The organism is Collimonas sp. OK307, from assembly GCF_900113705.1.
GTDB lineage: Bacteria > Pseudomonadota > Gammaproteobacteria > Burkholderiales > Burkholderiaceae_D > Collimonas.
Genome location: NZ_FOQI01000011.1, coordinates 78870 through 103161, shown reverse-complemented (window position 1 = coordinate 103161; position 24292 = coordinate 78870). Strand labels below are relative to the sequence as shown.

The window sequence follows — 24292 nt, the reverse complement described above, 5'->3', positions numbered from 1 at the left end:
CAGCTTTCGTGTAGGGTAGGCACATCGTGCCCACCCTACATATGTTTTAACCGTTTGACGACCGTTCCCACAGATTGATCCCGCCCTCTTTTGCCTGCGCATCGATCGCAGCCAACTCTTCCGCCGAAAAATCCAGCCGCTGCAACGCCGCCACGTTCTCGCGGATCTGGGCCGGACTGCTGGCGCCGATCAAAGTCGTGGTCACGCGCGGATCGCGCAGTACCCAGGCCAGCGCCATCTGCGCCAGGCTCTGGCCACGTGTCTTGGCAATTTCGTTGAGGGCTCGCACCCGCGCCAGGTTTTCCGGACTCAGGTGGGCCTTCTGCAGCGAACCGCCGCCTTCGCGATTAATGCGCGAATCTTCCGGCACGCCGTTCAGGTACTTGTCGCTCAACAATCCCTGCGCCAGGGCGGTAAAAGTAATGCAACCCATGCCTTCCTGTTCCAGCGTATCCAGCAAGCCTTGTTCAATCCAGCGGTTGAACATGTTGTAGGACGGCTGATGAATCAGGCAAGGTACTTTCCAGTCGCGCAACAGCTTGGCCGCTTCTGCGGTTTTGGCTGGCGAATAGGACGAAACGCCGACATACAGCGCTTTACCTTGCTGCACCGCCGTCGCCAGCGCACTCATGGTTTCTTCCAGCGGCGTTTCCGGATCAAAGCGGTGCGAATAAAAGATATCGACATAATCCAGACCCATGCGCTGCAGGCTCTGGTCGAGGCTGGCCAGTACATATTTGCGTGAACCGCCGCCCTGCCCATACGGCCCCGGCCACATGTCCCAGCCAGCCTTGGTCGAAATGATCAGCTCGTCGCGGTAGGGACGCAAGTCTTCTTTCAGAATGCGGCCGAAATTGGTTTCAGCACTGCCATATGGCGGCCCGTAATTGTTTGCCAGGTCGAAATGGGTAATCCCGAGATCGAACGCGGTATGCACCATTTCGCGTTGACGCGCCAGCGAGGTTGTGTCGCCGAAATTGTGCCAGAGTCCCATCGACAACAACGGCAACTTGAGGCCGCTGCGGCCGCAGAACCGGTACTGCATGTTGTCGTAGCGCTTGCTTGATGCGTGATAACTCATGGTCGAAACTCCTCTTGCACTGTGTTTGAAAAATCCTGCCTCGGCAGAAAAAATGATGGCAACCTATCTGGCTGCACGTCGTCCCAGAAAAATATGCAGTACCAGCAAAAGCGGAAACAGCAAGCCCAGGATCCAGTGTCCTGCCGACCAGAGCGGCCTGCTGGATTCGCTGGCGATGTAGTACAGAGCATAGCCGCTGATCGTCAACAAGGCTGACAAAGCCGTCATGCTCCAGCCGGAATAGCGATTGCGGCGCGCAACGTGAGCGCGCCGGATATGGGTGATCAGCAAGCTGCCAACGAAGAAGAGCATCGCCATGGCGGCCGCACCATGCAGCTTCATCGACCATGGCTCGACCGGATTGACGGTTTCACCAAACTCTCCCGCTACCCGCAGGAAAAAATGGACGATCAACCACAAAATGCCGCTGGCCGTCAGCAGGCCGGAAACGCCATAGAGGCTGAATCGATGCCAGCGCTCAAGGCGAAACCGGATGATTTGCGGGCGAACTCTTGGGTGATGAAGACTTTGTTTAGGATGTTTGGGGGAGCGCATCCCTCAGATTATAAAAGCAGTTGCGCCAAACTGCTGTAATAACGGATGTCGGGGATCGGCGCTTAGCAGCACCAGCTTGGTCAGCGCATCCGCCGTCATGCAATCGGCAGCTTGCACCGTGGCGCTGACACTGTCGACCAGCGCGTTGCCCCTTCCACAGTTAACCAGTGCCGAACGTTCGTGGCCCAGCACCGTCTTTTGCGAAAAATAACTGCCGGAAGTCGCCAATGCAGCATTTTTCAATTCGATTCGAGCCGCAATTTGCGTGGGTGCGCGGGGATCGCGAATCATGACCGGATAGGCGTTTTCGCCGAAAACCCGTAAATCGCCACCCGCATTGACGCACGCCGAAGCGATGCCCAATGCTTGCAAGGCGTTGATGGCAGCGTCTATCGCGTAACCCTTGGCGATACCTCCCAAATCGATCAGCACCGGCGCAATTTTTCGAACATTACCCGCGTCATCGATATGCAAGCTGATCCGATTAGCCGCGTTGCCCGAGCTGGTTTCTGCAATTTTTTCAGTTGATCCTGGCAAATAACCCCATTCGACCAGCTTCGACGCACAGCCGATATCAAACAGGCCATCCGTTACCGCATTCAAATGGAGCGCCATGTGAATTACATTCGCCGTGTGCGCATCAACCCGGATTACGCTGCCGACCGCCATGCGATTGATCTGCGCGACATCGCTGGCGGCGTCGTGATAGCTCATCAGGCGATGCACTTCGGCGACAGCGCCAAAAGCAGCATCGAAAGCGCATGCCGTGGCGGCATCGCCGAGGGCATCGGCTAGCGTCACCTCGACCAGGGTTCCCAGCCAGGGTTGTGCCCGCCGTTTCATTTTTTCAGCATGACCTGAGCGATGGCGGCAATCCGCCGTACGCCATCGGTGACATGCGTGCACGACAGCGTAGCGCCGCTGATGCTGGCGATACCGTCGCCGATGGTCAAGCCGGAAGTGGCCGTCTTGCCGACGAATTGCTTGCGCCATGCCGGGCTTTTGATTTCAAAACCGTGGCTTTCCCGATAGGTGAGAATTTCAATCTGCTTGATGCTGGCATCGGGATTGACCGCTACCGCATACGAGATCAATTCAAACTTGCCGACTACGTCATCCAGCACGACATAACCCAACAGCGAACCTAACTGGGCGTCACCTTTATACGCCGCAAACACACGCCAGCCGACCGACCGCGCAGGCAGGCCGGAAAGTTTCTCGACCTGCTTCATCTGCTCGCCGGACAACTGCAAACTGGCGTCCCTGAAGCCGGTCGCATCAGGAAACATCACTTGTTGCGCCTGCTCCACCGTCAGGTACTGGGTGGCGAAGGCGCTCGAAGTGGCGCCGGTCGCGAATGCCAGGACAGCCAGGTTGATCTGTTTCATTGTCGATGCCAATAAGTAAATAGTTGGAAATTAGAACGCGTAACCCAGGCCAAGGTCGAAGCGATCGCGCGTCGTATCCACCTTGAATTTCTGATAATCCGCCTTCAAGACCACGCCTTCACCGATATTGAAGTTGGCGCCGACCGTCCAGACACCTTCGTTCGGGCCGGTGGCAACTCCCAGGCCGGGCGGCATCGCCGCATAGCTGTTGGCAGTATTGAATCGCTCATAGCGGGCGAACGGTGTCAAAGTATAGTCCGAACTTTTCCATAACTGATAGGCGGCCTGCGTGTACCAGCCGTAGAACGATGACGGCACCGGTGTCGGCTGGCCGGCAAACGTCTGGTTCAGCGCCTCTGTATTACTGATGGCGCCGCGCGCATAAAGTGCCGACAGATCCCATTTACCCGGTGTATAGCGTGCATGCAGATCCCACACGGTAAGGCGTGCATCCTGCGCAGGGAAATCCGGTGTTTTTTGGCCGATTTTCCCGGTAAACACGGAACCGCCCAGCAGCAAGCCTGGCACGCCGCGCCAGTTCAATGCGCCGAACACGCTCAGATCATGCGACTTCGCAAACTGGCCTTCCTGATGGATACTGCCCAGCGGCGACGTGCGGCCTTCGGTCGACGCAGCATCCCATTTACCCAAATCGAAACCGGTGGTCAGGCCGGTATCCCAGGTCAAGCCGTTGTCGAGCGACTGCGACAAACCGAGCCCTGCTTCGCGCCAGGTGGATGGAATGATCGCGGTTTCGACGAAGTTACGATACACGCCGTAGTAAGCAGTCGGTTCGTGATTGGTATTGAGCAAACCTGCCGGGATCAGGAACAAGCCGCCTTTGGCACGCAGGCCGTTGTTGAATTCGCGCTCGACATACAACTGCTCAACTTCCGATTCGCCCTGGTCGCTGGCGGAAGTGACCGCATGCTCCCATTCGAATTCAGCCACCATCTTGGTCTTTTCATCAAAACGATGAGTGATGCCGATCACTGCGCGAGCGACGTCGGCTTGCGACTTGCTGCTGTCATTGCGAGGACGGGTGTAATTGACTTCACCGTAACTCGACAGCACGGTATTTGGTCCCAGCATTGTCGCCGGCGACGCAGTCGCGACTGCCGACACCGGTGCTGCAGCTGGAGTTGCGCCTGATGGTGCTGTCGCTGTCGCTGCGGTCATCACGACGGCCGATGTTGCAGGTGCCGCCGGCGCCGCTGCCAGCGCATCCTGACGCTTCTCGACCGTATCGGTTTTCTGCCTGGTGGCAGCCAGCTCGACCTTGAGCTGCTCGACTTCAGCAGCCAGTTTATTGAGTCGTTTCAACAACTCTGCCTCACTGGCGGATGCCGCTAACGGACTCGCCATCAAGGCGATTGCAATGGCTTGCGCCAGAATATTTTTTTTCATGGTGTTGTGTTCCCCTTAATGTTTTATTGTGCTTTGTAGCCGTCTGTCAAAGTACCGAGAAACTGCACGACGTCGTCGACTTCACTGTCGGACAATGCCGGCGGCATATTCGGTTGCCGGTTATACGGCACTTCGGTGACATTCACGTTCTTGCGATATTGCTCCGGCAGATCGTTGAATTTCTGAACGACGCCACTGGCGTCGATCGGATACCACAGCTCCGGATTGGTATCGCGCTTGACGTAGAAACTGACCGCCTCGCGCAGGGTCTTGAAGTAACCGTTATGGAAAAACACTTTGCGGGTTGCGACATTGCGCAGAGTCGGCACTTTGAATGCGCCGCACAATTCGCTACGGTTACTCAGATCGGTGCGATCCGGTCCGCACAGGCCGAGATCGAAATATGCGGCATCCGCGGTCGCGGCAATTGCCGGATTGCGCGGAACGCCAAGATTATCAAAGGTGAAATCGGTAAATAGCGGCGATGACCCGTCGCTGCCCTTGGCGCTCAGGTGGCAGGCGACGCAGTTGCCCTTGGTCGGATTGTTGAACAACGCCAGTCCGCGCAATTCAGCCGCATTCAACGGCACTTTGCCGCTCAGGAATTGGTCGTATTTGGAATCGTAGGGATGGAAATCGCCGTCTTCCTTCTGGTACTGCTGCAACGCCAGCTGAACGCGGTTGAAAGCATCGTCGCTGTTATCGAGAATGGCTGCGCCGAATACCTTACGGAATTCTTCGACATACGCTGCCAGCTTTAATCTGGCAATCACATCCGCCTTGCTGGCATTGGCCATTTCATGCGGTGCCAGGAACGGCCGCTCCGACTGATCGGCCAGGGTATTGACGCGGCCGTCGCGATTGAAGCCGCCGGTCGGCGTGCCGTCGCTGGCAAAAAAGAAAGCTGGAGTCAGATTAAGATAGCGCAAGGACGGCACGGCGCGGAAGCCAGGCACATCGAGATTAGGTCCGCCCAACTGCACTGCCAGGTCGTTACTTTGTGCGTGCGCATTGTCGGGATTGTGGCAGGTGGCGCAAGACTGTTTGCCCGAAGCTGACAGACTTTGATCGCTGAAGATTTTTTTGCCGAGGCTGGCGACCTGGCTTAGCCCGCCGTCTGCCACTGGCGTAATCGGGGTACTGGCACTGTCGCCACCACCGCCACCGCAAGCAGCCAGCAAAAAGGCCGCCGCCAGCATCAACGACCACTTCATCCCCCCCGGAAAGCGCTTCACCGTCTTTACATCATATTGAGACATTTGCATTATTTTTTTATTGATTTGAATTCACGCGGGTTTTCTCAAAAGCTTGATTCCGACCTCGCCCTGGCGTCTGTTTAATCGTTATTTTTCGTTGAAGCAACAGAATAAGAATGGTATTGAGAATGATTGCAATTAGCAATTACTATCGATTCGCCTACAGAGTTTCTGTGAAACGTGTCTTTTTCTTCCAACAGTCGAGCCCGTGAATTTGCCAAAAAAAACATTCCTTCCCCCACCTTTAATTGCGAATGATTCTTATTTATATATAATGCCGCCTGTTAGCAAAAATGAATAACCAGGCGAGGATAAAGTGTTGAAAAAGCAGATAGCGGGAATATGTTCAATCATGCTGACGCATGGCGTAATGGCGGCAGACGTGCAATCCGGAGAATCTTCGAGGCTATCGAACAGCCAGACCACAGTCGTAGGGGAGTTTCAGAAAAATGCCGACGCAAGGAACAGCGAAAATGTGCTGCCTACGGTATCCGTCAAGGCTAGCCTGGATGATGCCAACCCGGCGGAAAACGGCTACCAGGCTAAGCGCGCTGCCGTCGGTAGCCGCAGCGACGCCGACCTGATCGACGTGCCCCAAGCGGTAAGCGTCGTGACCTCCCAATTCCTGCAAGACCGCCAACCGGGTAGCCTGGCAGAATCGCTGGATACGGTATCCGGCGTCCGCATGGGCAATACGCTAGGCGGCACCTTGGATGCGATTATCAAGCGCGGCTTCGGCGACAACCGCGACAACTCCATGCTGCGCGACGGCATGCTGTCGGTGCAGCCGCGCAATTTCACACCGACTACAGAGCGCATCGAAGTACTGAAAGGACCGTCCTCCATGCTGTACGGCAGCATGGACCCGGGCGGCGTCATCAACGTCATCAGCAAGAAACCGCTGCTGGAAGACCAACGCTCGGTAACGCTCAACACCACCAGCTACGGCGGCATCGGCGAACAGATCGACCTGACCGGGCCAATCGGCGATTCCGGGCTGGCTTACCGCTTGATCGCAGATCACCAACGCGCCAACTACTGGCGCAACTTCGGTGAAATCACACAATCCGTGGTGGCGCCGTCGCTAGCCTGGTACGGCCGCGATACGACCGTTTCGTTCGCCTACGAACACATGAACTATTCGGTGCCGATCGACCGCGGCACCGTCATCGATCCCCGCACCGGCAATCCGGTAGCGGTGCCCAAGGATCGCCGTTTCGACGAAGCCTTCAATGTGTCGGCGGGCCGTTCCGATGCCGTCAACCTGCGCTTCGACCGCCAGCTCAACGCTGACTGGACCCTGCACGGCGGCTACGGCTTCAGCCGCAGCTACTACAATGACTGGCAGGCACGCGTGCTATCGATCAACTATGCTACCGGCATCGCCACCCGGCGTGTCGATGCTACCCAGAACGGCGTGCAGTCGGCACATACCCTGACTTTGAACCTGGAAGGCAAATTCAACTGGGGTGGAATCCGCAACGATATCGTCGGCGGCGTCGACTACATGCGTAACTACCGGGTTCTGGGTGATCTGTACCGCGGCCCGAGCAATACCCAGTTCAATATCTACGACCCGGTGTACGGGCAGCTGACGCAAGCCGGCAGCAAAATCAGCCCTACAGATAGCGACCAGACCGACAAGCTGATCTCACGCGGCGTATTCATCCAGGATTCGATGCATCTGGATGAGCGCTGGATCCTGCTGGCCGGTGCGCGCTATGAATATGTCAATGAACTGACCGGCAAGGGCCGCCCATTCATTGTCGGCAGCAAGGTCGCTGCAGGCAGAGTGACGCCGCGTGCCGGCGTGGTCTACAAGCTGGCGCCCGACTGGTCCATGTATGCCAGCTACAGCGAGTCATTCAAACCGAATACTTCGATTGCCACGCCAATAGGCGAGTTGCCGCCGGAACTGGCCAAGGGTTATGAGATCGGCTCGAAGCTGGAAACCGACAACCTGACGGCGACGCTGGCGATATTCGACATTCAAAAGCGCAACATCCAGACCACCGAAACCATCAACGGCATCAATTACACCCGCAACGCCGGCAAAGCCAGGTCGCGCGGCCTGGAGTTCGACGCCAGCGGCCGCATCAGCCAGAACCTGAGCCTGGTCGGCAGCTATACCTACACCGACGCGCGCTACACCGACGATCCGAAACTGGCAGGAAATCCCCTGCCGAACACCCCGAAACATGCCGCATCTCTGTACCTCACACGCGATTTCGGCATATCGCGGGTTGGCCCGATTGAAGGCCGCGTCAGGGCTGGCGCAGGAGCCCGCGTATTCAGCAGCCTGCCGGCAGGCGACGGCACCGGCAAGGTCTACCACTTGCCGTATGGTCGCGTGATGGATGCTTTCGTGTCCTGGAACACGTTAATCGGCGGTCAATCGATAGACTGGCAGTTCAACATCAAAAACATCTTCGATTCCACTTATTACACCGCCAGTTGCTGCAGCGGCACGCCGTTCGTCAATATCGGCGCCGCCCGCGAGTTTACGCTCAACGCCAAGCTGAATTTCTGAGCATGCCAGACTTGCTTGTAGAAAGAGTGTGAACAAAGGCAATTCGACTCATGTCGCGGCTATGCCCTACAATCGCGCCATGAGTCATTTAACTATCCTATTGCCATTCGGCCTGCCGCCGCCGGAATTGGCGCGTGATTTATTGCGCGAATTGAAACTGCCCGCCTTTGCCACCTTGATGGCGCGCGCCCAAAAGGAACATTCCCGTCAAGTATTTGACGATTTTGCACGCGCCTTGCCGCACGAAATGTGGTTAAGCTCGCAATTTCATCTTCCTTCGTTTATTCCGGCCAGCGCAGCGCCTGCCCAGGACGCGCACAACAGTCCTGCCCTGGCCTGCGCCGCCATGCGTGCGCTGGGCCTGAGCGTTGATGAAGGTGTCTGGTTCATGCTCCATCCGGCGCATATCCATATCGCCCGCGACCATCTGGTATTGACCGATATCCGTCAGATCGGCTTGTCCGAAACGGATTCACGCGAGTTGTTCGACGCCGCCGCGCCCTTGTTTGCCGAAGTGGGCAGGCCACTGGTCTACGGCAACGCCAACACCTGGTTCATGCGTGCTGACGACTGGCAGGGTCTGCTTACTTCCACGCCGGACGCCACTTGCGGGCACAACATCGATATCTGGATGCCGCAAGGCGACGGCGCCCGAGCCTGGCGCAAGTTGCAGAATGAAGTACAGATGCTGTGGTTTGCACATCCTCTGAACGAGCGTCGCGAGATGCAGGGAAAGCAGAGCGTCAACTCCCTTTGGCTGTGGGGCGGCGCCGCCGCAACGGTGCCAACCGTCGGCCAGCACGAGGTATTCAACCTGCCTGCCGGCTTCGTCGGCCTCGGCCAGTACGCCAAGGCTGCGCATGCGAATGCCAGCGTCGCCGGCATCATCGCCGCCAAACCCGGACGTGGCCTGCTGATATTGGATCAGTTGATCCAGCCGGCCCTCACCGGTGAATGGTCAAGCTGGCTGCAAGAGTTGCAAACCCTGGAAAGCACCTGCTTCGCGCCTGTGCTGCAAGCGATGCAACAAGGACAGCTGGATAGTCTTTCCCTGATTATCACTGACAGTACCCACGTGCTTGAACTGGCCACCAGCCGGCTCTCGCTGAAGAAATTCTGGCTGAAGCCAGCCCTGACCAGATTGCTGCCATGACGCGTATAACCACCCGCCCCTACTCTTTCCGCGATTCTGAACGGCTGCACCAGAGTGGCGTTCATCCGGTGCTGGCACGCGTGTACAGCGCGCGCGGGCTGCTTGATGTCAAGGAACTGGAAAGTGAATTGACTGCGCTGATTCCACCTGCGGGATTGCTGCATATAGATGCCGCCGCCAGCTTCCTGGCCGACGCTATCGGCGCGCAAAAGAAAATGGTGATCGTCGCCGATTACGATTGCGACGGCGCCACCGCCTGCGCCGTCGGCCTGCGCGGCCTGCGGCTGCTGGGCGCGAATATCGATTTCATCGTACCGAACCGGTTTGAGTACGGCTACGGCCTGACGCCGGAAATCGTCGAACTGACGGCGCGCGAGAAATCACCCGACATCATCGTCACGGTCGACAACGGCATCGCCAGCATCGACGGCGTGGCGGAGGCCAACCGGCGCGGCATCGAAGTGGTCGTCACCGACCATCACTTGCCTGCAGACACGCTGCCAGACGCACGCGTCATCGTCAATCCGAACCAGCCGGAATGCGGCTTTCCCAGCAAGAACCTGGCAGGTGTCGGTGTGATGTTCTATGTCTTGCTGGCGCTGCGCGCCGAAATGCGCAAGCGCGGCGTGTTTGACGCCAAGAGCCAGCCGAAACTGGATGTACTGCTCGACCTGGTGGCGCTCGGCACCGTTGCCGACGTCGTCAAGCTGGATGTCAACAACCGCATCCTGGTCGCGCAAGGTTTGAAGCGTATGCGCGCCGGCCGCATGCATGCCGGCATTGCCGCCCTGTTTCGCGCCGCCGGCCGTGAAGCGCGCCGCGCCACACCGTTCGACCTTGGCTTTGCGTTGGGCCCGCGCCTGAACGCCGCCGGTCGCCTGGCCGACATGGCGCTGGGTATCGAATGCCTGACCACCGATGACGAAGGCCGGGCCTGGGCCATCGCCCAGCAGCTCGACACCATCAACCGCGAACGACGCGATATCGAAGCCGGCATGCAAGATACCGCACTGGCGTTGCTGGACGATTTCAAGCCGCAAGACAGCACCACCATCAGCGTGTTCGACGCTTCCTGGCATCAAGGCGTGATCGGCATTGTTGCTTCTCGCCTGAAGGATAAATTCTATCGGCCTACGATTACTTTTGCGCCGGGCGGTGAAGGCTTGATCAAAGGTTCGGGGCGTTCGATTCCGGGCTTTCATTTGCGCGATGCGCTGGATCTGGTGTCCAAGCATGCTCCTAGCCTGATCCAGAAATTCGGTGGCCATGCGATGGCGGCAGGATTGACGATCCGTGCGGATGCGTTTGACGCTTTTGCCGAGGCTTTTGAAAAAGTCGGGCGTGAATGGCTGGGGCAGAGCCAGCTGGAACGTGTGGTTGAGACCGACGGGCCGTTGGAGGATGCTTATTACACTACGCAATTCATTGAGTTAATGGAGGGCCAGGTGTGGGGCCAGGGCTTTGCACCGCCGCTGTTTTGCGATGAGTTCCGGGTGGTTAGCCAGCGTATCTTGAAGGAGAAGCATTTGAAGTTGCTGCTGGAGCGGAATGGCACGCGCTACGATGCGATCTGGTTCGGGCATACCGATGAGTTGGGGAGTAAGGCTAAGGTGGCGTTTCGGTTGGATGCTAATGAATATAATGGGGTTACCAAGGTGCAGTTGATGGTTGAGCATGCCGAGCCGGCGTAAAAAATTTTGAATGCTTAGTGTTGTACTCCATGACCCTATTTAACTATTTAGCTGTTGGTTTGGCGTTGCCGGCTTGGCGGGAGGCTTTCGAATTTACTCCAGACGCGGCGTAATTGGCGGGTTGAATTGAAACCGGCCTGTTGCGCTACCTGCTCCATGTCTAGCTTGGACTGGGTCAGCAGTTCGCGTACCAGGGCGACGCGGATGCGCTGGATGTAGTCGACCAGGCTGCTGCCGGTGTGTTCTCGGAACAGGCGCGTCAGGTGGCGCTCGCTGGTGCAGGCAATCTCTGCCAGCTGCTGTAAATCCCAATCGTTGGCGGGATTGCCGATCACGGCATCTTGTACCCGATGTATCGCTGGATGCAGGTGATTGCGGCAAGCCAGCCATGGCGACAATTGCGGATCGCTGCCGGCACGCCGCATATACACAACCAGCGATCGGGCAATCGAGGCGCTGCGAGCGTGGCCGCAAATTTGCGCCACCACGTGCAGGGCCAGATCGATACCGGTGGTAACGCCTGCGCTGGTATACACATTGCGGTCTTCGACAAAAATCCGGTTTTCCAAGACATGGGCACGCGGCGCGATGCGGCGCAGGTCATCGCAATGGCTGTGATGCGTGGTGCATTGGCGATCGTCGAGCAAACCGGCGTACCCGGCCAGCAAGGCGCCGGTGCAAATGCATAATAATTTGTGCGACGCGCCCCAATGGGTGTGCAGCCAGCTCACCGCGCGTTGATCGGCAATGCTGCTGAAATCGTCGTCGCTGCCGGTGCAGCCGTTGAGCACCAGGATGGCATCGGCGGGCAGGCTGTCCGGCAATGGACCAAAGCCGGTCAGGCCAAGTCCGATGGAAGTGCTGATGTTATCTGCCGCGCTGATATAACGCACGTCGAAGAAATTCGGCCGCCCTTCACGCCCGGCGATCCGGTTGGCATAGCGCAGGACTTCCGCCGGACCAATCAGGTCAAGCGCCATGGTGGCGTCACGCAGCAGGAAATAGACCGGAATGGTGATTTCCCCGGCTCGCATGTTGTCGGCTATTGCAGCCATCGGTACTCCATTTGTCTGGCGGTAGCGGCGGCCAGTTCTGGCCCGGCCAATCGTTCGACCAGATGCAGGCTCATGTCGACGCCCGCTGAAATGCCGCCGGAAGTAACCACTTTACCGCAATCTACCCACGCTACATCACGCTTGACGCTCAGTGCCGGAAAACCAGCCTGCAAATCGTCCTGATCCTCCCAGTGCGTGGTGACATCCAATCCATCCAGCAAGCCCGCCTTGGCCAGCAGGAAGGCGCCAGTGCAGACCGAAGCGGTAATAACCGCACCCAGCGACTGCGCAGCGATCCAGTCGATCACCGCGTCGTCATTGAGGATGGCCGAGACATCGCCGCCCGGCACCAGCAGCACATCCAGTTCCGCAGATGGCAGCAAGACACAGTCAGGCAGCACCTTCAAACCGCCGCGAGCGCGCACCGGACGCATGCTGGGCGCCACCAAAAAACATTGGAACAGGTTTGCGGCGGCATGGTTGCCGTTGCTGCGGCCATGCACCCGGGCCGCAGTGGAAAACACTTCGTAGGGGCCGGAAAAATCCAGAATCTCAACATCGTCAAAAACCAGTATTCCCACACTCAACATGCTTAGGCCTCATTCAACTCACGGAAAGTCCGGGGCCGGACTTCTATCGTTGATATCAGGTTAAGCCTGACGCGCATATCGCGAAATGCTCTCTGTAGACATAATGCGGACAAAATCGGACATATTGGAACAATGTCACCGCACAGGCAAAAACTGCAAGAACGTACCGCCCACCATATTCTGGAAATAGCTGATCCCCGCACGTTTGTATTTCTCCGTCGTCATTTCAGCCAGCAAATCGATGCGGCCGATGATCTTGCCGAACTCTCTTTCGAAACTGAAGTTGCGCTCACTCTCGTTGATGTCGTTGGACAGCAGCAAAGGCTGGCCTGCGGGATTTTTCCGGCTGTTCAAGATCCACGACGCTATCTCCATGTTGCGGGCTGCGTTGTACAGATACTGGGCGTCAAAACCGTCAATCAGGTAAAACTTTGTTTTACCGCCATGCGCGACGACGATCATGTCGGCGGCACCGTAGATAAATGCCGCGACCCGGTCGCCGCTGAAATCGAGGGATAGCGCCAGCGACAACGCCTGGATATCATGCTTTCCTTGCAACTCCGGCCATGGCTGGCGCGCTTCGATAGCATCACGCACACGCTTGATCGCCAGCTCGCGGCTGGTGGCGGTCTTTTTCCATTCGGCAGGATTGCGTCGGTACAATTTATCCAGCAAGCGATAAAGGCTCTCGAGATTGTCGCGCATGGCCAGGGTAGCGAAACGATTGACATCGGACTGCGCCAGTTCCGCACCGCTGGTGGAAGCGCCCTGGACTTCGCCATGCGGTGCCGGTGTCGGCGCCAACAGGCCGCAAGCGCCAAGCGCCAGACACAATGGAACCACCAATAAAAACGATGACAAACCGACATTGCAACGATTGGTATTTGCCTTAATCGACATGTGCGGCCCGGTCCGGTAGGTAAATTAGCACGCTCTTATCACGATCGCGATCCATTGTAGAGAGTTGCAGGTTCGATGCCAGCCTTGTTGCAATGGTTCACATTTGTGCATATTCATCTAAAAAAAATCACCGAAAATGGGCAAAATACAAACCATGGAGCCATCTGCCATGCCGCTGGCGTATAATTTAGGGTTTGATTGCAAAAGAGCCGAAAATGGAAGCCGAACGCTTAAATTCCCTACAAAACCTGCTTGCGGACCTGACCAGCCGCGAAGCCGAACTTCGGAGGTATCTTTGACTTCGATACGAAGTTAGAGAAACTCGACCAGGTCAATGGCGAACTGGAAGATCCTGAAGTCTGGAATGACCAGAAACGCGCCCAAGACCTGGGCAAGGAAAAGAAATCCCTGGAAGCTATCGTCCTGACGCTGACCAAGATCGAAGCCGATCTGCGCGACACCAGCGACCTGTTCCAGATGGCCCGCGAAGAGCAGGACGAAGAAACCATTGAGGCAGTCGAAGCCGATACCGAAGGCCTGCGCAAGCTGGTCGAAGGCATGGAATTCCGCCGCATGTTCAGCAATCCGATGGATCCCAACAACTGCTTCATCGATATCCAGGCAGGCGCCGGCGGTACCGAAGCGCAGGATTGGGCATCGATGCTGCTGCGCCAGTATTTGCGCTATTGCGAACGCAAGGGTTTCAAGGTCGATATCCTGGAGCAGTCGGACGGTGAAATCGCCGGCATCAAAACCGCCACGCTCAAGGTCGAGGGCGATTACGCCTACGGCTTCCTGCGCACCGAAACCGGCGTGCATCGGTTGGTGCGTAAATCGCCGTTCGACTCCGCTAACGGACGCCACACTTCGTTTTCCAGTCTGTTCGTGTACCCGGAAGTGGATGATTCGATCGATATCGATGTCAACCCGGCCGATGTCCGCGTCGATACTTACCGCGCGTCCGGCGCCGGTGGCCAGCACATCAACAAGACCGACTCCGCAGTGCGCCTGACGCATATGCCGTCCGGCATTGTCGTGCAGTGCCAGAACGATCGCAGTCAGCACCGCAACCGCGCCGAAGCGTGGGACATGCTGAAAGCAAAACTGTACGAGCTGGAATTGCGCAAGCGCATGAGCGAACAGCAAAAGCTGGAAGACTCCAAGACCGATGTCGGCTGGGGCCACCAGATCCGCTCTTATGTGCTGGATCAATCGCGCATCAAGGATCTACGTACCAACTTTGAGAGCGGCAATACCAAGGCCATCCTCGACGGCGACCTTGACGACTTCATCGCAGCCTCGCTCAAGCAAGGCGTGTAAGTTGCAAACCATGCCACGGACCAGGTCCGTGGCAATACCTTTCTCGCCGCACCACAGACGTTTCACCGCATCACTTTAAAAGATACTGACATGACGACAGACAATCAGCAGCAACCTGTCCCGCAAGACGAAAATAAAATCATCGCGGAACGCCGCAGCAAGCTGACAGCCCTGCGCACGCACGGCGTGGCTTTCCCTAACGACTTCCGGCCGACGCACAAAGCCGCCAGCATCCAGGCTGAGTATGCCGAACAGGAAAACGAAACGCTGGACGCTGCGGCGGTCAAGGTTGTGGTTGCCGGTCGCATGATGTTGAAACGGGTGATGGGCAAGGCTTCCTTTGCCACTCTGCAAGACGCCTCCGGCAGCAATGCCGACGGCCGCATCCAGCTGTTCATCACCAAAGAAAATATCGGCGAAGAAAATTACGATAGCTTCAAGCATTACGATTTGGGCGACATCCTTGGCGCCGAGGGTACGCTGTTCAAGACCAAGACCGGCGAACTGTCGATCAAGGTGACTACCCTGCGCCTGCTGACCAAATCGCTGCGCCCGCTGCCGGACAAATTCCACGGCCTGGCCGATCAGGAAACCAAATACCGCCAGCGTTACGTCGACCTGATCATGAACGAAGATACGCGCCGCACCTTCAAAGTGCGCACCGCTGCGATGTCGTCGATCCGCCGCTTCATGGAAAAGAACGACTTCATGGAAGTCGAAACGCCGATGCTGCACGCCATTCCCGGCGGCGCCGCGGCCAAACCGTTCATCACTCACCACAATGCGCTGGACATGCAAATGTTCCTGCGTATCGCGCCTGAGCTGTATCTGAAACGCCTGGTGGTTGGCGGTTTCGAACGCGTGTTTGAAGTTAATCGTAACTTCCGTAATGAGGGTGTGTCACCGCGCCACAATCCGGAATTCACGATGATGGAATTCTATGCGGCATACGTCGACTATCAATGGCTGATGAACTTCACGGAGCAAGTGATCCGTCAGGCTGCTATCGATGCCCACGGCACTGCGACCCTGACATATCAAGGCCGCGAACTGGATCTGAGCAAGCCGTTCCAGCGCTTGACGATTGTCGGCGCCATCAACAAATATGCGCCGCAATACCAAGACGCACAACTGCAAGATGCCGAGTTCATCAAAGCTGAATTGAAAAAATTCGGCGTCAAGCCTCACGCCCACGCCGGCCTCGGCGCGCTGCAACTGGCCTTGTTTGAAGAGACGGCAGAAGCGCAGTTGTGGGATCCGACCTACATCGTCGATTACCCGGTCGAAGTATCGCCGCTGGCGCGCGCCTCCGATACAGTGCCAGGCATCACCGAGCGCTTCGAACTGTTCGTCACCGGCCGCGAAATCGCCAACGGTTTCTCCGAGTTGAACGACTCGGAAGACCAGGCCGCCCGCTTCCAGGCGCAGGTCGCAGCCAAAGATGCCGGCGACGAAGAAGCCATGTACTTCGATGCCGACTACATCCGCGCGCTGGAATACGGCATGCCCCCGACCGGCGGCTGCGGCATCGGCATCGATCGCCTGATGATGCTGATAACCGACTCGCCAAACATCCGCGACGTACTGTTGTTCCCACACCTGCGCCGCGAAGACTGATCAACCCGCGGCAACTTAGTCAAATGGGGCCAGAGTAATTTACTCTGGCCCCATTTGCCGTTCCACGGAGTAAAAAAGTTAGTAATCATGAAAAACAATTCGACTCTGACCCCAATTGTTTTAAAAAGAATTGGGGTCAGAGTCGAATTGTTTTGCTGACGCGGGAACTCGTTACATAAGGATACATCTGACACATTATCAGCATAGCGTTCGGTATCTGAACCTTTGATAATTACATTAACCAACAAACAAAAATTCTCCTGGAGGTAATAATGGATAACCCGAAACCGAATAATCGCATTCATCCGCTGGTTGCCGGCGCGGCTGTGGCAGTGATGCTGGCCAGCCTGGTCGGCGTGGCCGCAATGACTGGCCTGTTCCCTAGCTCGCAAGGCTCGAATCCGGCGCAAGTCGCCGCTATGTCGACTGCACCTGCGGACTATAACAATCAGCAACAACAGAACGGCCAACCGATGCAAAATGGCGCACCGACTGCCTACCAGAACGGCTACTCCCAGCAACAACAGCCGCAGCAACAAACACAACAGCAAATGCAGCAGGCACAGGATCCAAGGCAAGCGTCGCGTCCTGAGTATGCCGCTGCCCCGCGTCAGCAAGAGCAAGCGCCTCAACAACCAGCTATTTGCCGCAGCTGCGGCCGGGTTGAATCGATACAGGCAATCCAGCATGCAGCCCCGCCTAGCGGCGTAGGTATTGCAGCAGGTGCGTTGCTGGGCGGCGTCCTGGGCCATCAGGTCGGCCATGGCAACGGTAATACGCTGGCGACTGTCGCCGGTGCTGTTGGCGGCGGTTTTGCGGGTAATGAAGTGGAAAAACGCACTCGCACCAACACTACCTATCAAGTCATGGTGCGGATGGAAGACGGCAAGGTCCGCAGCTTCCCGCAATCCAGCCAGGGATGGCGTGTCGGCGATCCGGTCCGTGTAGTCAACGGCCACCTGGAAGGACGCGGCTAAACCGCATCAGCCTGATTGATTCAGGCTGAAAAAGAAAAACCCGCTGTCGCTACGATTGTAGCGACAGCGGGTTTTTCTTTATTGCGACACTTCTTTTTCTTAGCGGGCTTCTTCTATCCAGGCTGCTTGTATCGCTTCCAGGATTTTCTCGCCGGAGCGATTCGGCTCATCGTCAAAGCCGTCCAGTTCAAGCACCCATTTGTGCAGATCGGTAAAGCGGATTTTCTCCGGATCGGTATCCGGGAATTTATCGTACAAGGCTTCTGCAACGCGCAATGTATCGGTCCATTTCATGGTTCTGATCCTCTCCGTATAGTGGCGCTTAGGCGACGCTTAGTCTTAGTGATTTTCGCTGGCGTGGTTGATCGTATACTTCGGAATCTCGACTACCAGGTCTTCCTTGCCGACCAAGGCCTGGCATGACAGGCGCGAAGTCGCTTCCAGGCCCCAGGCCATGTCCAGTAAATCTTCTTCTTTGTCATCCAGCTCGTTCAGGGATGCATAACCTTCACGCACCACCACGTGACACGTAGTGCAGGCACAGGATTTTTCACAGGCGTGTTCGATCTCGATATCATGCGCGAGCAATGCATCGCAAACGGATTGGCCGCTCGGAGCGTCAATCACGACGCCTTCCGGGCAGAAAGTAGGATGGGGCAATACGACGATTTGGGGCACTTGGTTTACCTCGGGAATAGGTTGAGTCTTTATGAATTTATATGATTTCTTATGACACTTGGTCCAGTGTCTTGCCGGTCAGCGCATCATGTACGCTGCGATCCATGCGACGGGCGGCGAACTCTTCGGTACCGTGCGCCAATGCGTCAACCGCGGCCTTGATAGCCACGTGATCCGTGCCCTGCGCCTGCACGCGGACGGCATCGATCAAACCGGCTATGTCGACCCGCTCCTGCTCGGATAACAAGGCAGCGTCCGCTTGCAAAGCCGATTCAGTAGCCAGCACGATACGCTCAGCTTCCACCTGCTCTTCTCTCAAGGCACGCGCTTGCATGTCGACATCCGCCGAGGCAAACGATTCCTGCAGCATCCTGGCGATGTCGTCATCCGCCAATCCATAAGACGGCTTGACGCTGATCGACGCTTCCACGCCGGAACGCAATTCGCGCGCCGAGACCGACAACAATCCGTCGGCATCGACCTGATAGGTCACGCGGATTCTTGCCGCGCCTGCCGCCATCGGCGGAATCCCGCGCAACTCGAATTTCGCCAGTGAACGGCAATCGCTGACCAGCTCGCGCTCACCTTGCAAGACCTGGATCGCCATCGCTGTCTGGCCATCCTTGAAGGTGGTGAACTCTTGTGCACGGGCGCAAGGAATGGTCGAATTGCGTGGAATAACCTTCTCCACCAGGCCGCCCATGGTTTCTATGCCGAGCGACAACGGGATCACATCCAGCAGCAGCCAGTCATCGCCGGGAGCGCGGTTACCGGCAAGCAGATTGGCCTGGATCGCAGCGCCCAACGCGACCACCTTATCAGGATCGATATTCGCCAGCGGCGTAGTTTGAAAATAGGCGCCGACCGCCTTGCGAATACTCGGCATGCGGGTAGCACCGCCGACCAGCACCACGCCATCGACATCATCGACACTCAATTCAGCGTCGCGCAGCGCTTTGCGCGTCGGCGTCAAAGTCTTGGCGACCAGATGCTGGGTAATCTCGTCAAAAATTTCCGACGTCAGCAGCAAATGCACTTGTTCACCTGAACCCAGGGCAGCATCGATGGTGACCTCGGTTTTGGTGGAGAGCAGTTCCTTCGCTTCGCGCGCCTTGACCATCAACACCCGCGCATCTTCATCAGACAACGGCGCCAGCCCGGCTTCCTGGCTGATCCAGCAAATTACCCGGTGGTCGAAATCGTCGCCGCCCAATGCAGAATCGCCACCGGTTGCCAACACTTCGAACACGCCCTTGGTCAGTTTCAGGATCGAGATATCGAAAGTGCCGCCGCCCAGGTCATAGACTACGTACACGCCTTCAGATGCATTATCCAGGCCGTAGGCAATCGCCGCAGCGGTAGGCTCGTTGAGCAAACGCAGCACATTGAGGCCGGCCAGTTTGGCGGCATCCTTGGTCGCCTGGCGTTGCGCATCGTCGAAATAAGCCGGCACCGTTATCACCGCGCCGACAAGATCGTCACCCAGCGCATCTTCCGCTTGCTGGCGCAGCGTGGCCAGGATTTCCGCGGAAATTTCAACCGGGCTCTTGATCCCAGCGGCTGTCTTCAGTTGCACCATACCCGGCACATCGAGGAAATCGTAAGGCAGGTTTTCTGCGTAGGCGATGTCCTTCAGGCCGCGTCCCATGAAACGCTTGACCGACAGGATGGTATTCTTCGGATCGGTGGTCTGCGCGGCCTGCGCCTTATAGCCGATATGCGCGTTGCCGTTAGGCAGATAACGCACGATGGATGGCATCAAAGGCCGCCCCGCTTCATCGTTGAGTACTTCAGGAATGCTGTTGCGTACCGTCGCGACCAGGGAATTGGTGGTACCCAGGTCGATCCCTACCGCCAGCCGATGCTGATGCGGCGCGGTGGACATGCCTGGTTCGGAAATTTGTAAAAGTGCCATATGGTGACTTGCTTTTCGTTTATTGCTTTATTGGGGCAGAGCGATGCGAATACCGAGTCCGATAAACGCACAGCCCGCCAAGCGGTTCATGGTGGTGGCAGCCGATTTCTTGCGTTGGAAGAACGCTCCGACCATGCCGGAAAAAAGGGCCACCAGGCTGAAAATTGCCAATGCTTGCGCGATGAATACTGCCGCCAGCAGCAACATCTGCGCTGGAATATGACCGGCGCCTGCATTCACGAACTGTGGCAGGAATGCGATAAAGAACAAGGTCACTTTCGGATTCAGCATGTTGGCGATTACGCTCTGCCAGTAGATGCGCGACAGCTTCATCGGCTCGGCATTGCCTTGCAAATGGATCGCTGAGTGAGAGCGCAAAGTACGCACGCCGATGTAGATCAGATAACCGGCGCCGGCATAGCGCAACAAGGAATACGCCAGCGGCGAAGCCTTGATCAGCGCAGCGAATCCCAGTACCGCCAGCGTGGTATGGAAAATCAAACCCGAGCTGAAACCCAGTGCAGAGACCAGGCCGGCTTTGCGGCCCTGCGTTATCCCGCGCGTCAGCACATAGATATTGTCCGGCCCCGGGGCCAGGGTCAACGTCATTGCGGCAATCAAGAATAACCAGACTTCAGGCATGCTCGTACTCGGCTAATAATTTTTTAATTTAATTCTACGATTCAAGAACGGCGAACGCATTGCCGATCTCTTCCCCAAATTTATCCAGGAACATCAGCTGCCGCACGTATTGCGCGGCCTGCTGGAATTCCTGTGCATCCAGCAAAGTACCTATGCGCTCCAAATCGGCCTTGCGTGCAGCGCGCAGCTCGCTGTCCAGCTGTTCCAGTGCCGGCATGCTCTTCGCAGCGCGCGCATCGTCCAGCGTTTCGCGCCATTCCATCTGCTGCATCAGGAACGCCGCCGGCATCGCCGTATTGGACTCAGCCTGCAACTCAACGCCGTTCAGCTCACACAGATAGGCGGCGCGCTTGAAGGGGCTCTTGAGTGTCTGATAGGCTTCGTTGGCACGCGTCGTCCATTGCATCGCCACGCGCTTTTCAGCACTGCTGGCGCTGGCGAAGCGGTCCGGATGCGTCTGGTTCTGCACCTCGTGATAAGCGCGCTCCAGCGCTGGCGTATCCAGCGTGTAGCGCTGCGGCAGGTGAAATAGTTCGAAGTGGTTTTGCATAGCTCTTAAAACAAAAGCCTGTTGGAGTACAACAGGCTTGGTCATCCATCTAATCCAACGTGATGCACGGGTCAACCGGACCGTCTGGAATCCAGTGTCAGATCCGGAAACTCTCGCCGCAACCGCACTCATCCTTGACGTTCGGGTTGTAGAACTTGAAGCCTTCGTTCAAACCTTCACGCGCAAAATCAAGCTCGGTGCCATCGATATAAGGCAAGCTCTTGGGATCGACAAACACCTGGATCCCGTGCGATTCGAACACTGCATCTTCGTCAGTCTTCTCATCTACATATTCCAGCTTGTAAGCCAGCCCGGAGCAACCCGTCGTGCGCACGCCGAAGCGCAGGCCGATGCCTTTGCCGCGCCGCTCGATATAGCGGTTGATATGCTTCGCCGCTTTTTCAGTAAGTGTGATTGCCATATGCCGTCGATCTCTTTTTTGCCAGATTACCTAGATTAGCCTTTACGCTGCCTGCTTCTGCTCGCCGTGCTTGGCTTTGTAATCCTCAACCGCAGCCTTGATCGCATCTTCAGCCAGGATAGAGCAGTGAATCTTGACCGGCGGCAGCGCCAGTTCTTCGGCGATCTGGGTATTCTTGATCGACATTGCTTGATCCAGCGTCTTACCCTTGACCCATTCGGTTACCAGCGACGACGAAGCAATCGCCGAACCGCAGCCGTAGGTCTTGAACTTGGCGTCCTGGATGATGCCGTCGGCGCCGACCTTGATCTGCAACTTCATGACGTCGCCGCATGCAGGCGCGCCGACCATGCCGGTACCCACGGTTTCGTCGCCCTTTTCAAAAGCGCCGACGTTGCGTGGATTTTCGTAGTGGTCCAAAACTTTTGCTGAATAAGACATTTTGCTACTCCTTGTTTGATGCCGCGGCGGTGAGTGTCATTAAAATTCACCAGGCCGCAACGAAATTCTTTTAGTGTGCCGCCCATTGGATCGAGCTGATATCAATCCCATCCTTGTACATATCCCACAGCGGCGACAACTCACGCAGTTTGGCCACTTTGCTCTTGATCAGGTCGATCGTGAAGTCGATGTCTTCTTCGGTAGTGAAGCGGCCGATGGTGAAGCGGATCGAGCTATGCGCCAACTCGTCGTTGCGGCCCAGCGCGCGCAACACATACGAAGGCTCCAGGCTGGCCGAAGTACATGCCGAGCCGGACGATACCGCAATATCCTTGATCGCCATGATCAGCGATTCGCCTTCAACGTAGTTGAAACTGACGTTGAGGTTATGCGGTACACGGTGATCCATGTCACCGTTGATATACACTTCCTCCATGCTTTGCAGGCCGTTCGCCAGACGATCGCGCAGCGCCTTGATACGGATGCCTTCGGCTTCCATTTCTTCGCGCGCGATTTCGAAAGCGGCACCCATGCCGACGATCTGGTGGGTCGGCAACGTACCGGAACGCAGGCCGCGCTCATGACCGCCGCCATGCATCTGGGCTTCCAGACGGACACGCGGTTTGCGGCGTACATACAGAGCACCGACGCCTTTAGGACCATAAGTCTTGTGGGCCGTGAAAGTCATCAGGTCGACCTTCCATTTTTCCAGGTCGATTTCCACCTTGCCGGTAGCTTGCGCCGCGTCGCAATGGAAAATGATGCCCTTTTGGCGGCACAGCTCGCCGATTTCCTGGATCGGCTGGATCACGCCGATTTCATTATTGACCAGCATCACAGATATCAGGATGGTGTCGGGACGGATCGCAGCTTCCAGCTGTTCCAGCGTGATCAGGCCATTATCTTGCGGTTGCAGGTAAGTCGCTTCGAAGCCCTGACGTTCCAGCTCGCGCACCACGTCCAGCACCGCTTTGTGTTCGGTCTTGACGGTGATGATGTGCTTGCCCTTGGTCTTGTAGAAATTGGCCGCGCCCTTGATTGCCAGGTTGTTGCCTTCGGTAGCGCCCGAAGTCCAGATGATCTCGCGTGAATCGGCGTTGACCAGCCTGGCGACCTGCTCGCGTGCATCTTCGACAGCTTTTTCAGCGGACCAGCCATACATATGGCTGCGCGACGCCGGATTGCCGAACTGCTCGCGCAGGTAAGGAATCATCTTGTCGGCAACACGTGGATCGATCGGCGTAGTGGCCGAATAATCCATGTAAATCGGGAAGTGAGGCGCCTTCAATGTGTCTATCAGGCTTTTTTCCAAGGGTGCGTTCATACTTTTTCTAGCTCCAATCAAGCAACCAGGTGGGACCGATGCATCACCACCACATTTTGTTCCAGGGTCTTCTTCTGATGCGCTTGTTGCTGCGCATGTTGTTGGTCTACCAAATCCTTCAGCGACACCGAATCCAGATACTCGACCATTTTTGCATTCAAGGTCGACCACAGGTCGTGCGTCATGCAACGGCCGCCGCCCTCGTGGTCCGGGCTGTGGCAGTTTTCCTTGCCGCCGCACTGGGTCGCATCCAGCGGTTCATCGACCGCGATGATGATGTCCGCCACCGTGACGTCTTCGGCCTTGCGCGCCAGGTTGTATCCGCCGCCTGGCCCGCGCACGGATTCAACAATCTGGTGACGACGCAATTTACCGAACAATTGTTCCAGATATGACAGGGAAATCTCTTGACGCTCGCTAATTGCGGACAAAGTAACTGGACCTTTGCCCTGCCGCAATGCCAAATCGATCATCGCAGTTACCGCAAACCGGCCTTTTGTAGTCAGACGCATGTAATCTCCGCTCTCAAACCTATCCTATCCGCGTATCCTTTTTTCGGGATTACGTAGTGTTACGTCAGTATACCAAACTTGAGTGAATCCGTCAGGTATTGCCCAATTCCCCGAATCCCGCGCCGGACGGGGATTTGACGGCAATTGTCATTTATACAAACACAACAAATAAGGGCATTATCCGGCCCCGGGCCAGCGCAGGAAAATTGCCTTATATACACAAACTGCTATAACAAGAGCAGCGCAGAAACAGTGATAACAGCAAAAAATTTATTCTAGGAGGTCGCGC

24 protein-coding genes are annotated in these 24292 nt (G+C 56.8%); 6 read left to right on the top strand and 18 right to left on the bottom strand.

Annotated elements, in window-relative coordinates; genetic code table 11:
* Positions 1-46: 46 nt before the first annotated feature.
* The 6 genes from mgrA to BM205_RS15395 all read right to left on the bottom strand — a co-directional run bounded on the left by mgrA (position 47) and on the right by BM205_RS15395 (position 5690).
* The gene (gene mgrA / locus BM205_RS15420; RefSeq protein WP_092415756.1) at positions 47-1081 is read right to left on the bottom strand and encodes an L-glyceraldehyde 3-phosphate reductase; all 1035 of its coding nucleotides are present in this window, start codon (positions 1079-1081) and stop codon (positions 47-49) included.
* 63 nt (positions 1082-1144) lie between these two features.
* Complete coding sequence (locus tag BM205_RS15415; RefSeq protein WP_254783909.1) at positions 1145-1636, bottom strand: DUF4405 domain-containing protein; 492 nt, start codon at positions 1634-1636, stop codon at positions 1145-1147.
* 3 nt (positions 1637-1639) lie between these two features.
* Positions 1640-2479: an FAD:protein FMN transferase gene (locus BM205_RS15410; RefSeq protein WP_092415755.1), complete on the bottom strand. Its 840-nt coding sequence runs from the start codon at positions 2477-2479 to the stop codon at positions 1640-1642.
* Complete coding sequence (locus tag BM205_RS15405; protein ID WP_092415754.1) at positions 2476-3024, bottom strand: FMN-binding protein; 549 nt, start codon at positions 3022-3024, stop codon at positions 2476-2478. Before BM205_RS15405 ends, BM205_RS15410 begins: the two co-directional genes overlap by 4 nt.
* Positions 3025-3054: 30 nt before the next feature.
* Positions 3055-4431 carry a hypothetical protein gene (locus BM205_RS15400; RefSeq protein ID WP_092415753.1) on the bottom strand — a complete coding sequence of 459 codons (1377 nt, stop codon included), beginning with the start codon at positions 4429-4431 and terminating at the stop codon, positions 3055-3057.
* 23 nt (positions 4432-4454) lie between these two features.
* Entirely contained in the window at positions 4455-5690 is a 1236-nt protein-coding gene (locus BM205_RS15395) for a cytochrome-c peroxidase (protein WP_254783908.1), read from the bottom strand.
* Between the two features lie 316 nt (positions 5691-6006).
* Here BM205_RS15395 and BM205_RS15390 point away from each other — a divergent pair, with 316 nt between their 5' ends.
* The 3 genes from BM205_RS15390 to recJ all read left to right on the top strand — a co-directional run bounded on the left by BM205_RS15390 (position 6007) and on the right by recJ (position 11061).
* Positions 6007-8217 carry a TonB-dependent siderophore receptor gene (locus BM205_RS15390; RefSeq protein WP_092415830.1) on the top strand — a complete coding sequence of 737 codons (2211 nt, stop codon included), beginning with the start codon at positions 6007-6009 and terminating at the stop codon, positions 8215-8217.
* Between the two features lie 79 nt (positions 8218-8296).
* Positions 8297-9370, top strand: coding sequence for a hypothetical protein (locus BM205_RS15385; protein ID WP_092415829.1), 1074 nt, complete (start codon positions 8297-8299; stop codon positions 9368-9370).
* Positions 9367-11061, top strand: a complete 1695-nt coding sequence (gene recJ, locus BM205_RS15380) for a single-stranded-DNA-specific exonuclease RecJ (protein WP_092415751.1) — start codon at positions 9367-9369, stop codon at positions 11059-11061. Before BM205_RS15385 ends, recJ begins: the two co-directional genes overlap by 4 nt.
* Positions 11062-11108: 47 nt before the next feature.
* Here the strand turns inward: recJ and BM205_RS15375 are convergent, their stop codons facing one another.
* The 3 genes from BM205_RS15375 to BM205_RS15365 form a co-directional block, all read right to left on the bottom strand.
* Entirely contained in the window at positions 11109-12116 is a 1008-nt protein-coding gene (locus BM205_RS15375; RefSeq protein ID WP_092415750.1) for a GlxA family transcriptional regulator, read from the bottom strand.
* Positions 12104-12706, bottom strand: a complete 603-nt coding sequence (locus BM205_RS15370) for a DJ-1/PfpI family protein (RefSeq protein ID WP_092415749.1) — start codon at positions 12704-12706, stop codon at positions 12104-12106. The genes BM205_RS15375 and BM205_RS15370 overlap by 13 nt, the downstream gene beginning before the upstream one ends.
* Before the next feature lie 135 nt (positions 12707-12841).
* Entirely contained in the window at positions 12842-13606 is a 765-nt protein-coding gene (locus BM205_RS15365) for a hypothetical protein (protein WP_092415748.1), read from the bottom strand.
* Between the two features lie 215 nt (positions 13607-13821).
* Between BM205_RS15365 and prfB the strand changes: the two genes are divergently transcribed.
* The 3 genes from prfB (at position 13822) to BM205_RS15350 (ending at position 17520) form a co-directional block, all read left to right on the top strand.
* A protein-coding gene (gene prfB, locus BM205_RS15360) for a peptide chain release factor 2 (protein ID WP_139217348.1) occupies positions 13822-14926 on the top strand; the annotation gives its coding sequence in 2 pieces (ribosomal slippage) (positions 13822-13902 and positions 13904-14926; 1104 coding nt in all).
* A gap of 90 nt (positions 14927-15016) precedes the next feature.
* Complete coding sequence (gene lysS, locus BM205_RS15355; RefSeq protein WP_092415747.1) at positions 15017-16543, top strand: lysine--tRNA ligase; 1527 nt, start codon at positions 15017-15019, stop codon at positions 16541-16543.
* A 272-nt stretch (positions 16544-16815) separates the two neighbouring features.
* Positions 16816-17520, top strand: coding sequence for an outer membrane lipoprotein (locus BM205_RS15350; protein WP_092415746.1), 705 nt, complete (start codon positions 16816-16818; stop codon positions 17518-17520).
* A 99-nt stretch (positions 17521-17619) separates the two neighbouring features.
* Here the strand turns inward: BM205_RS15350 and iscX are convergent, their stop codons facing one another.
* From iscX to iscR, 9 genes are all read right to left on the bottom strand, one after another.
* Complete coding sequence (gene iscX / locus BM205_RS15345) at positions 17620-17814, bottom strand: Fe-S cluster assembly protein IscX (RefSeq protein ID WP_041743587.1); 195 nt, start codon at positions 17812-17814, stop codon at positions 17620-17622.
* Positions 17815-17859: 45 nt separating this feature from the next.
* The gene (fdx, locus tag BM205_RS15340; RefSeq protein WP_092415745.1) at positions 17860-18198 is read right to left on the bottom strand and encodes an ISC system 2Fe-2S type ferredoxin; all 339 of its coding nucleotides are present in this window, start codon (positions 18196-18198) and stop codon (positions 17860-17862) included.
* Positions 18199-18247: 49 nt separating this feature from the next.
* Positions 18248-20113, bottom strand: coding sequence for a Fe-S protein assembly chaperone HscA (gene hscA, locus BM205_RS15335; RefSeq protein ID WP_092415744.1), 1866 nt, complete (start codon positions 20111-20113; stop codon positions 18248-18250).
* Between the two features lie 27 nt (positions 20114-20140).
* Positions 20141-20755, bottom strand: coding sequence for a LysE family translocator (locus BM205_RS15330; protein WP_092415743.1), 615 nt, complete (start codon positions 20753-20755; stop codon positions 20141-20143).
* A gap of 34 nt (positions 20756-20789) precedes the next feature.
* On the bottom strand, positions 20790-21305 hold the full coding sequence (gene hscB, locus BM205_RS15325) for a Fe-S protein assembly co-chaperone HscB (protein ID WP_092415742.1): 516 nt from the start codon (positions 21303-21305) through the stop codon (positions 20790-20792).
* A gap of 97 nt (positions 21306-21402) precedes the next feature.
* The gene (gene iscA / locus BM205_RS15320) at positions 21403-21726 is read right to left on the bottom strand and encodes an iron-sulfur cluster assembly protein IscA (RefSeq protein WP_014007106.1); all 324 of its coding nucleotides are present in this window, start codon (positions 21724-21726) and stop codon (positions 21403-21405) included.
* Between the two features lie 42 nt (positions 21727-21768).
* Positions 21769-22167 carry a Fe-S cluster assembly scaffold IscU gene (iscU, locus tag BM205_RS15315; protein ID WP_092357272.1) on the bottom strand — a complete coding sequence of 133 codons (399 nt, stop codon included), beginning with the start codon at positions 22165-22167 and terminating at the stop codon, positions 21769-21771.
* Positions 22168-22237: 70 nt separating this feature from the next.
* On the bottom strand, positions 22238-23491 hold the full coding sequence (locus BM205_RS15310; RefSeq protein WP_092415741.1) for an IscS subfamily cysteine desulfurase: 1254 nt from the start codon (positions 23489-23491) through the stop codon (positions 22238-22240).
* A 17-nt stretch (positions 23492-23508) separates the two neighbouring features.
* Positions 23509-24003 carry a Fe-S cluster assembly transcriptional regulator IscR gene (gene iscR, locus BM205_RS15305; protein ID WP_092415740.1) on the bottom strand — a complete coding sequence of 165 codons (495 nt, stop codon included), beginning with the start codon at positions 24001-24003 and terminating at the stop codon, positions 23509-23511.
* Positions 24004-24292: the final 289 nt, after the last annotated feature.

Excerpts from the sequence above, each read along its gene's own strand:
- mgrA (WP_092415756.1), bottom strand. The coding sequence starts at position 1,081 with ATGAGTTATCACGCATCAAGCAAGCGCTACGACAACATGCAGTACCGG.
- BM205_RS15415 (WP_254783909.1), bottom strand. The coding sequence starts at position 1,636 with ATGCGCTCCCCCAAACATCCTAAACAAAGTCTTCATCACCCAAGAGTT.
- BM205_RS15410 (WP_092415755.1), bottom strand. The coding sequence starts at position 2,479 with ATGAAACGGCGGGCACAACCCTGGCTGGGAACCCTGGTCGAGGTGACG.
- BM205_RS15405 (WP_092415754.1), bottom strand. The coding sequence starts at position 3,024 with ATGAAACAGATCAACCTGGCTGTCCTGGCATTCGCGACCGGCGCCACT.
- BM205_RS15400 (WP_092415753.1), bottom strand. The coding sequence starts at position 4,431 with ATGAAAAAAAATATTCTGGCGCAAGCCATTGCAATCGCCTTGATGGCG.
- BM205_RS15395 (WP_254783908.1), bottom strand. The coding sequence starts at position 5,690 with ATGTCTCAATATGATGTAAAGACGGTGAAGCGCTTTCCGGGGGGGATG.
- BM205_RS15385 (WP_092415829.1), top strand. The coding sequence starts at position 8,297 with ATGAGTCATTTAACTATCCTATTGCCATTCGGCCTGCCGCCGCCGGAA.
- recJ (WP_092415751.1), top strand. The coding sequence starts at position 9,367 with ATGACGCGTATAACCACCCGCCCCTACTCTTTCCGCGATTCTGAACGG.
- BM205_RS15375 (WP_092415750.1), bottom strand. The coding sequence starts at position 12,116 with ATGGCTGCAATAGCCGACAACATGCGAGCCGGGGAAATCACCATTCCG.
- BM205_RS15370 (WP_092415749.1), bottom strand. The coding sequence starts at position 12,706 with ATGTTGAGTGTGGGAATACTGGTTTTTGACGATGTTGAGATTCTGGAT.
- BM205_RS15365 (WP_092415748.1), bottom strand. The coding sequence starts at position 13,606 with ATGTCGATTAAGGCAAATACCAATCGTTGCAATGTCGGTTTGTCATCG.
- lysS (WP_092415747.1), top strand. The coding sequence starts at position 15,017 with ATGACGACAGACAATCAGCAGCAACCTGTCCCGCAAGACGAAAATAAA.
- BM205_RS15350 (WP_092415746.1), top strand. The coding sequence starts at position 16,816 with ATGGATAACCCGAAACCGAATAATCGCATTCATCCGCTGGTTGCCGGC.
- iscX (WP_041743587.1), bottom strand. The coding sequence starts at position 17,814 with ATGAAATGGACCGATACATTGCGCGTTGCAGAAGCCTTGTACGATAAA.
- hscA (WP_092415744.1), bottom strand. The coding sequence starts at position 20,113 with ATGGCACTTTTACAAATTTCCGAACCAGGCATGTCCACCGCGCCGCAT.
- BM205_RS15330 (WP_092415743.1), bottom strand. The coding sequence starts at position 20,755 with ATGCCTGAAGTCTGGTTATTCTTGATTGCCGCAATGACGTTGACCCTG.
- hscB (WP_092415742.1), bottom strand. The coding sequence starts at position 21,305 with ATGCAAAACCACTTCGAACTATTTCACCTGCCGCAGCGCTACACGCTG.
- iscA (WP_014007106.1), bottom strand. The coding sequence starts at position 21,726 with ATGGCAATCACACTTACTGAAAAAGCGGCGAAGCATATCAACCGCTAT.
- iscU (WP_092357272.1), bottom strand. The coding sequence starts at position 22,167 with ATGTCTTATTCAGCAAAAGTTTTGGACCACTACGAAAATCCACGCAAC.
- BM205_RS15310 (WP_092415741.1), bottom strand. The coding sequence starts at position 23,491 with ATGAACGCACCCTTGGAAAAAAGCCTGATAGACACATTGAAGGCGCCT.
- iscR (WP_092415740.1), bottom strand. The coding sequence starts at position 24,003 with ATGCGTCTGACTACAAAAGGCCGGTTTGCGGTAACTGCGATGATCGAT.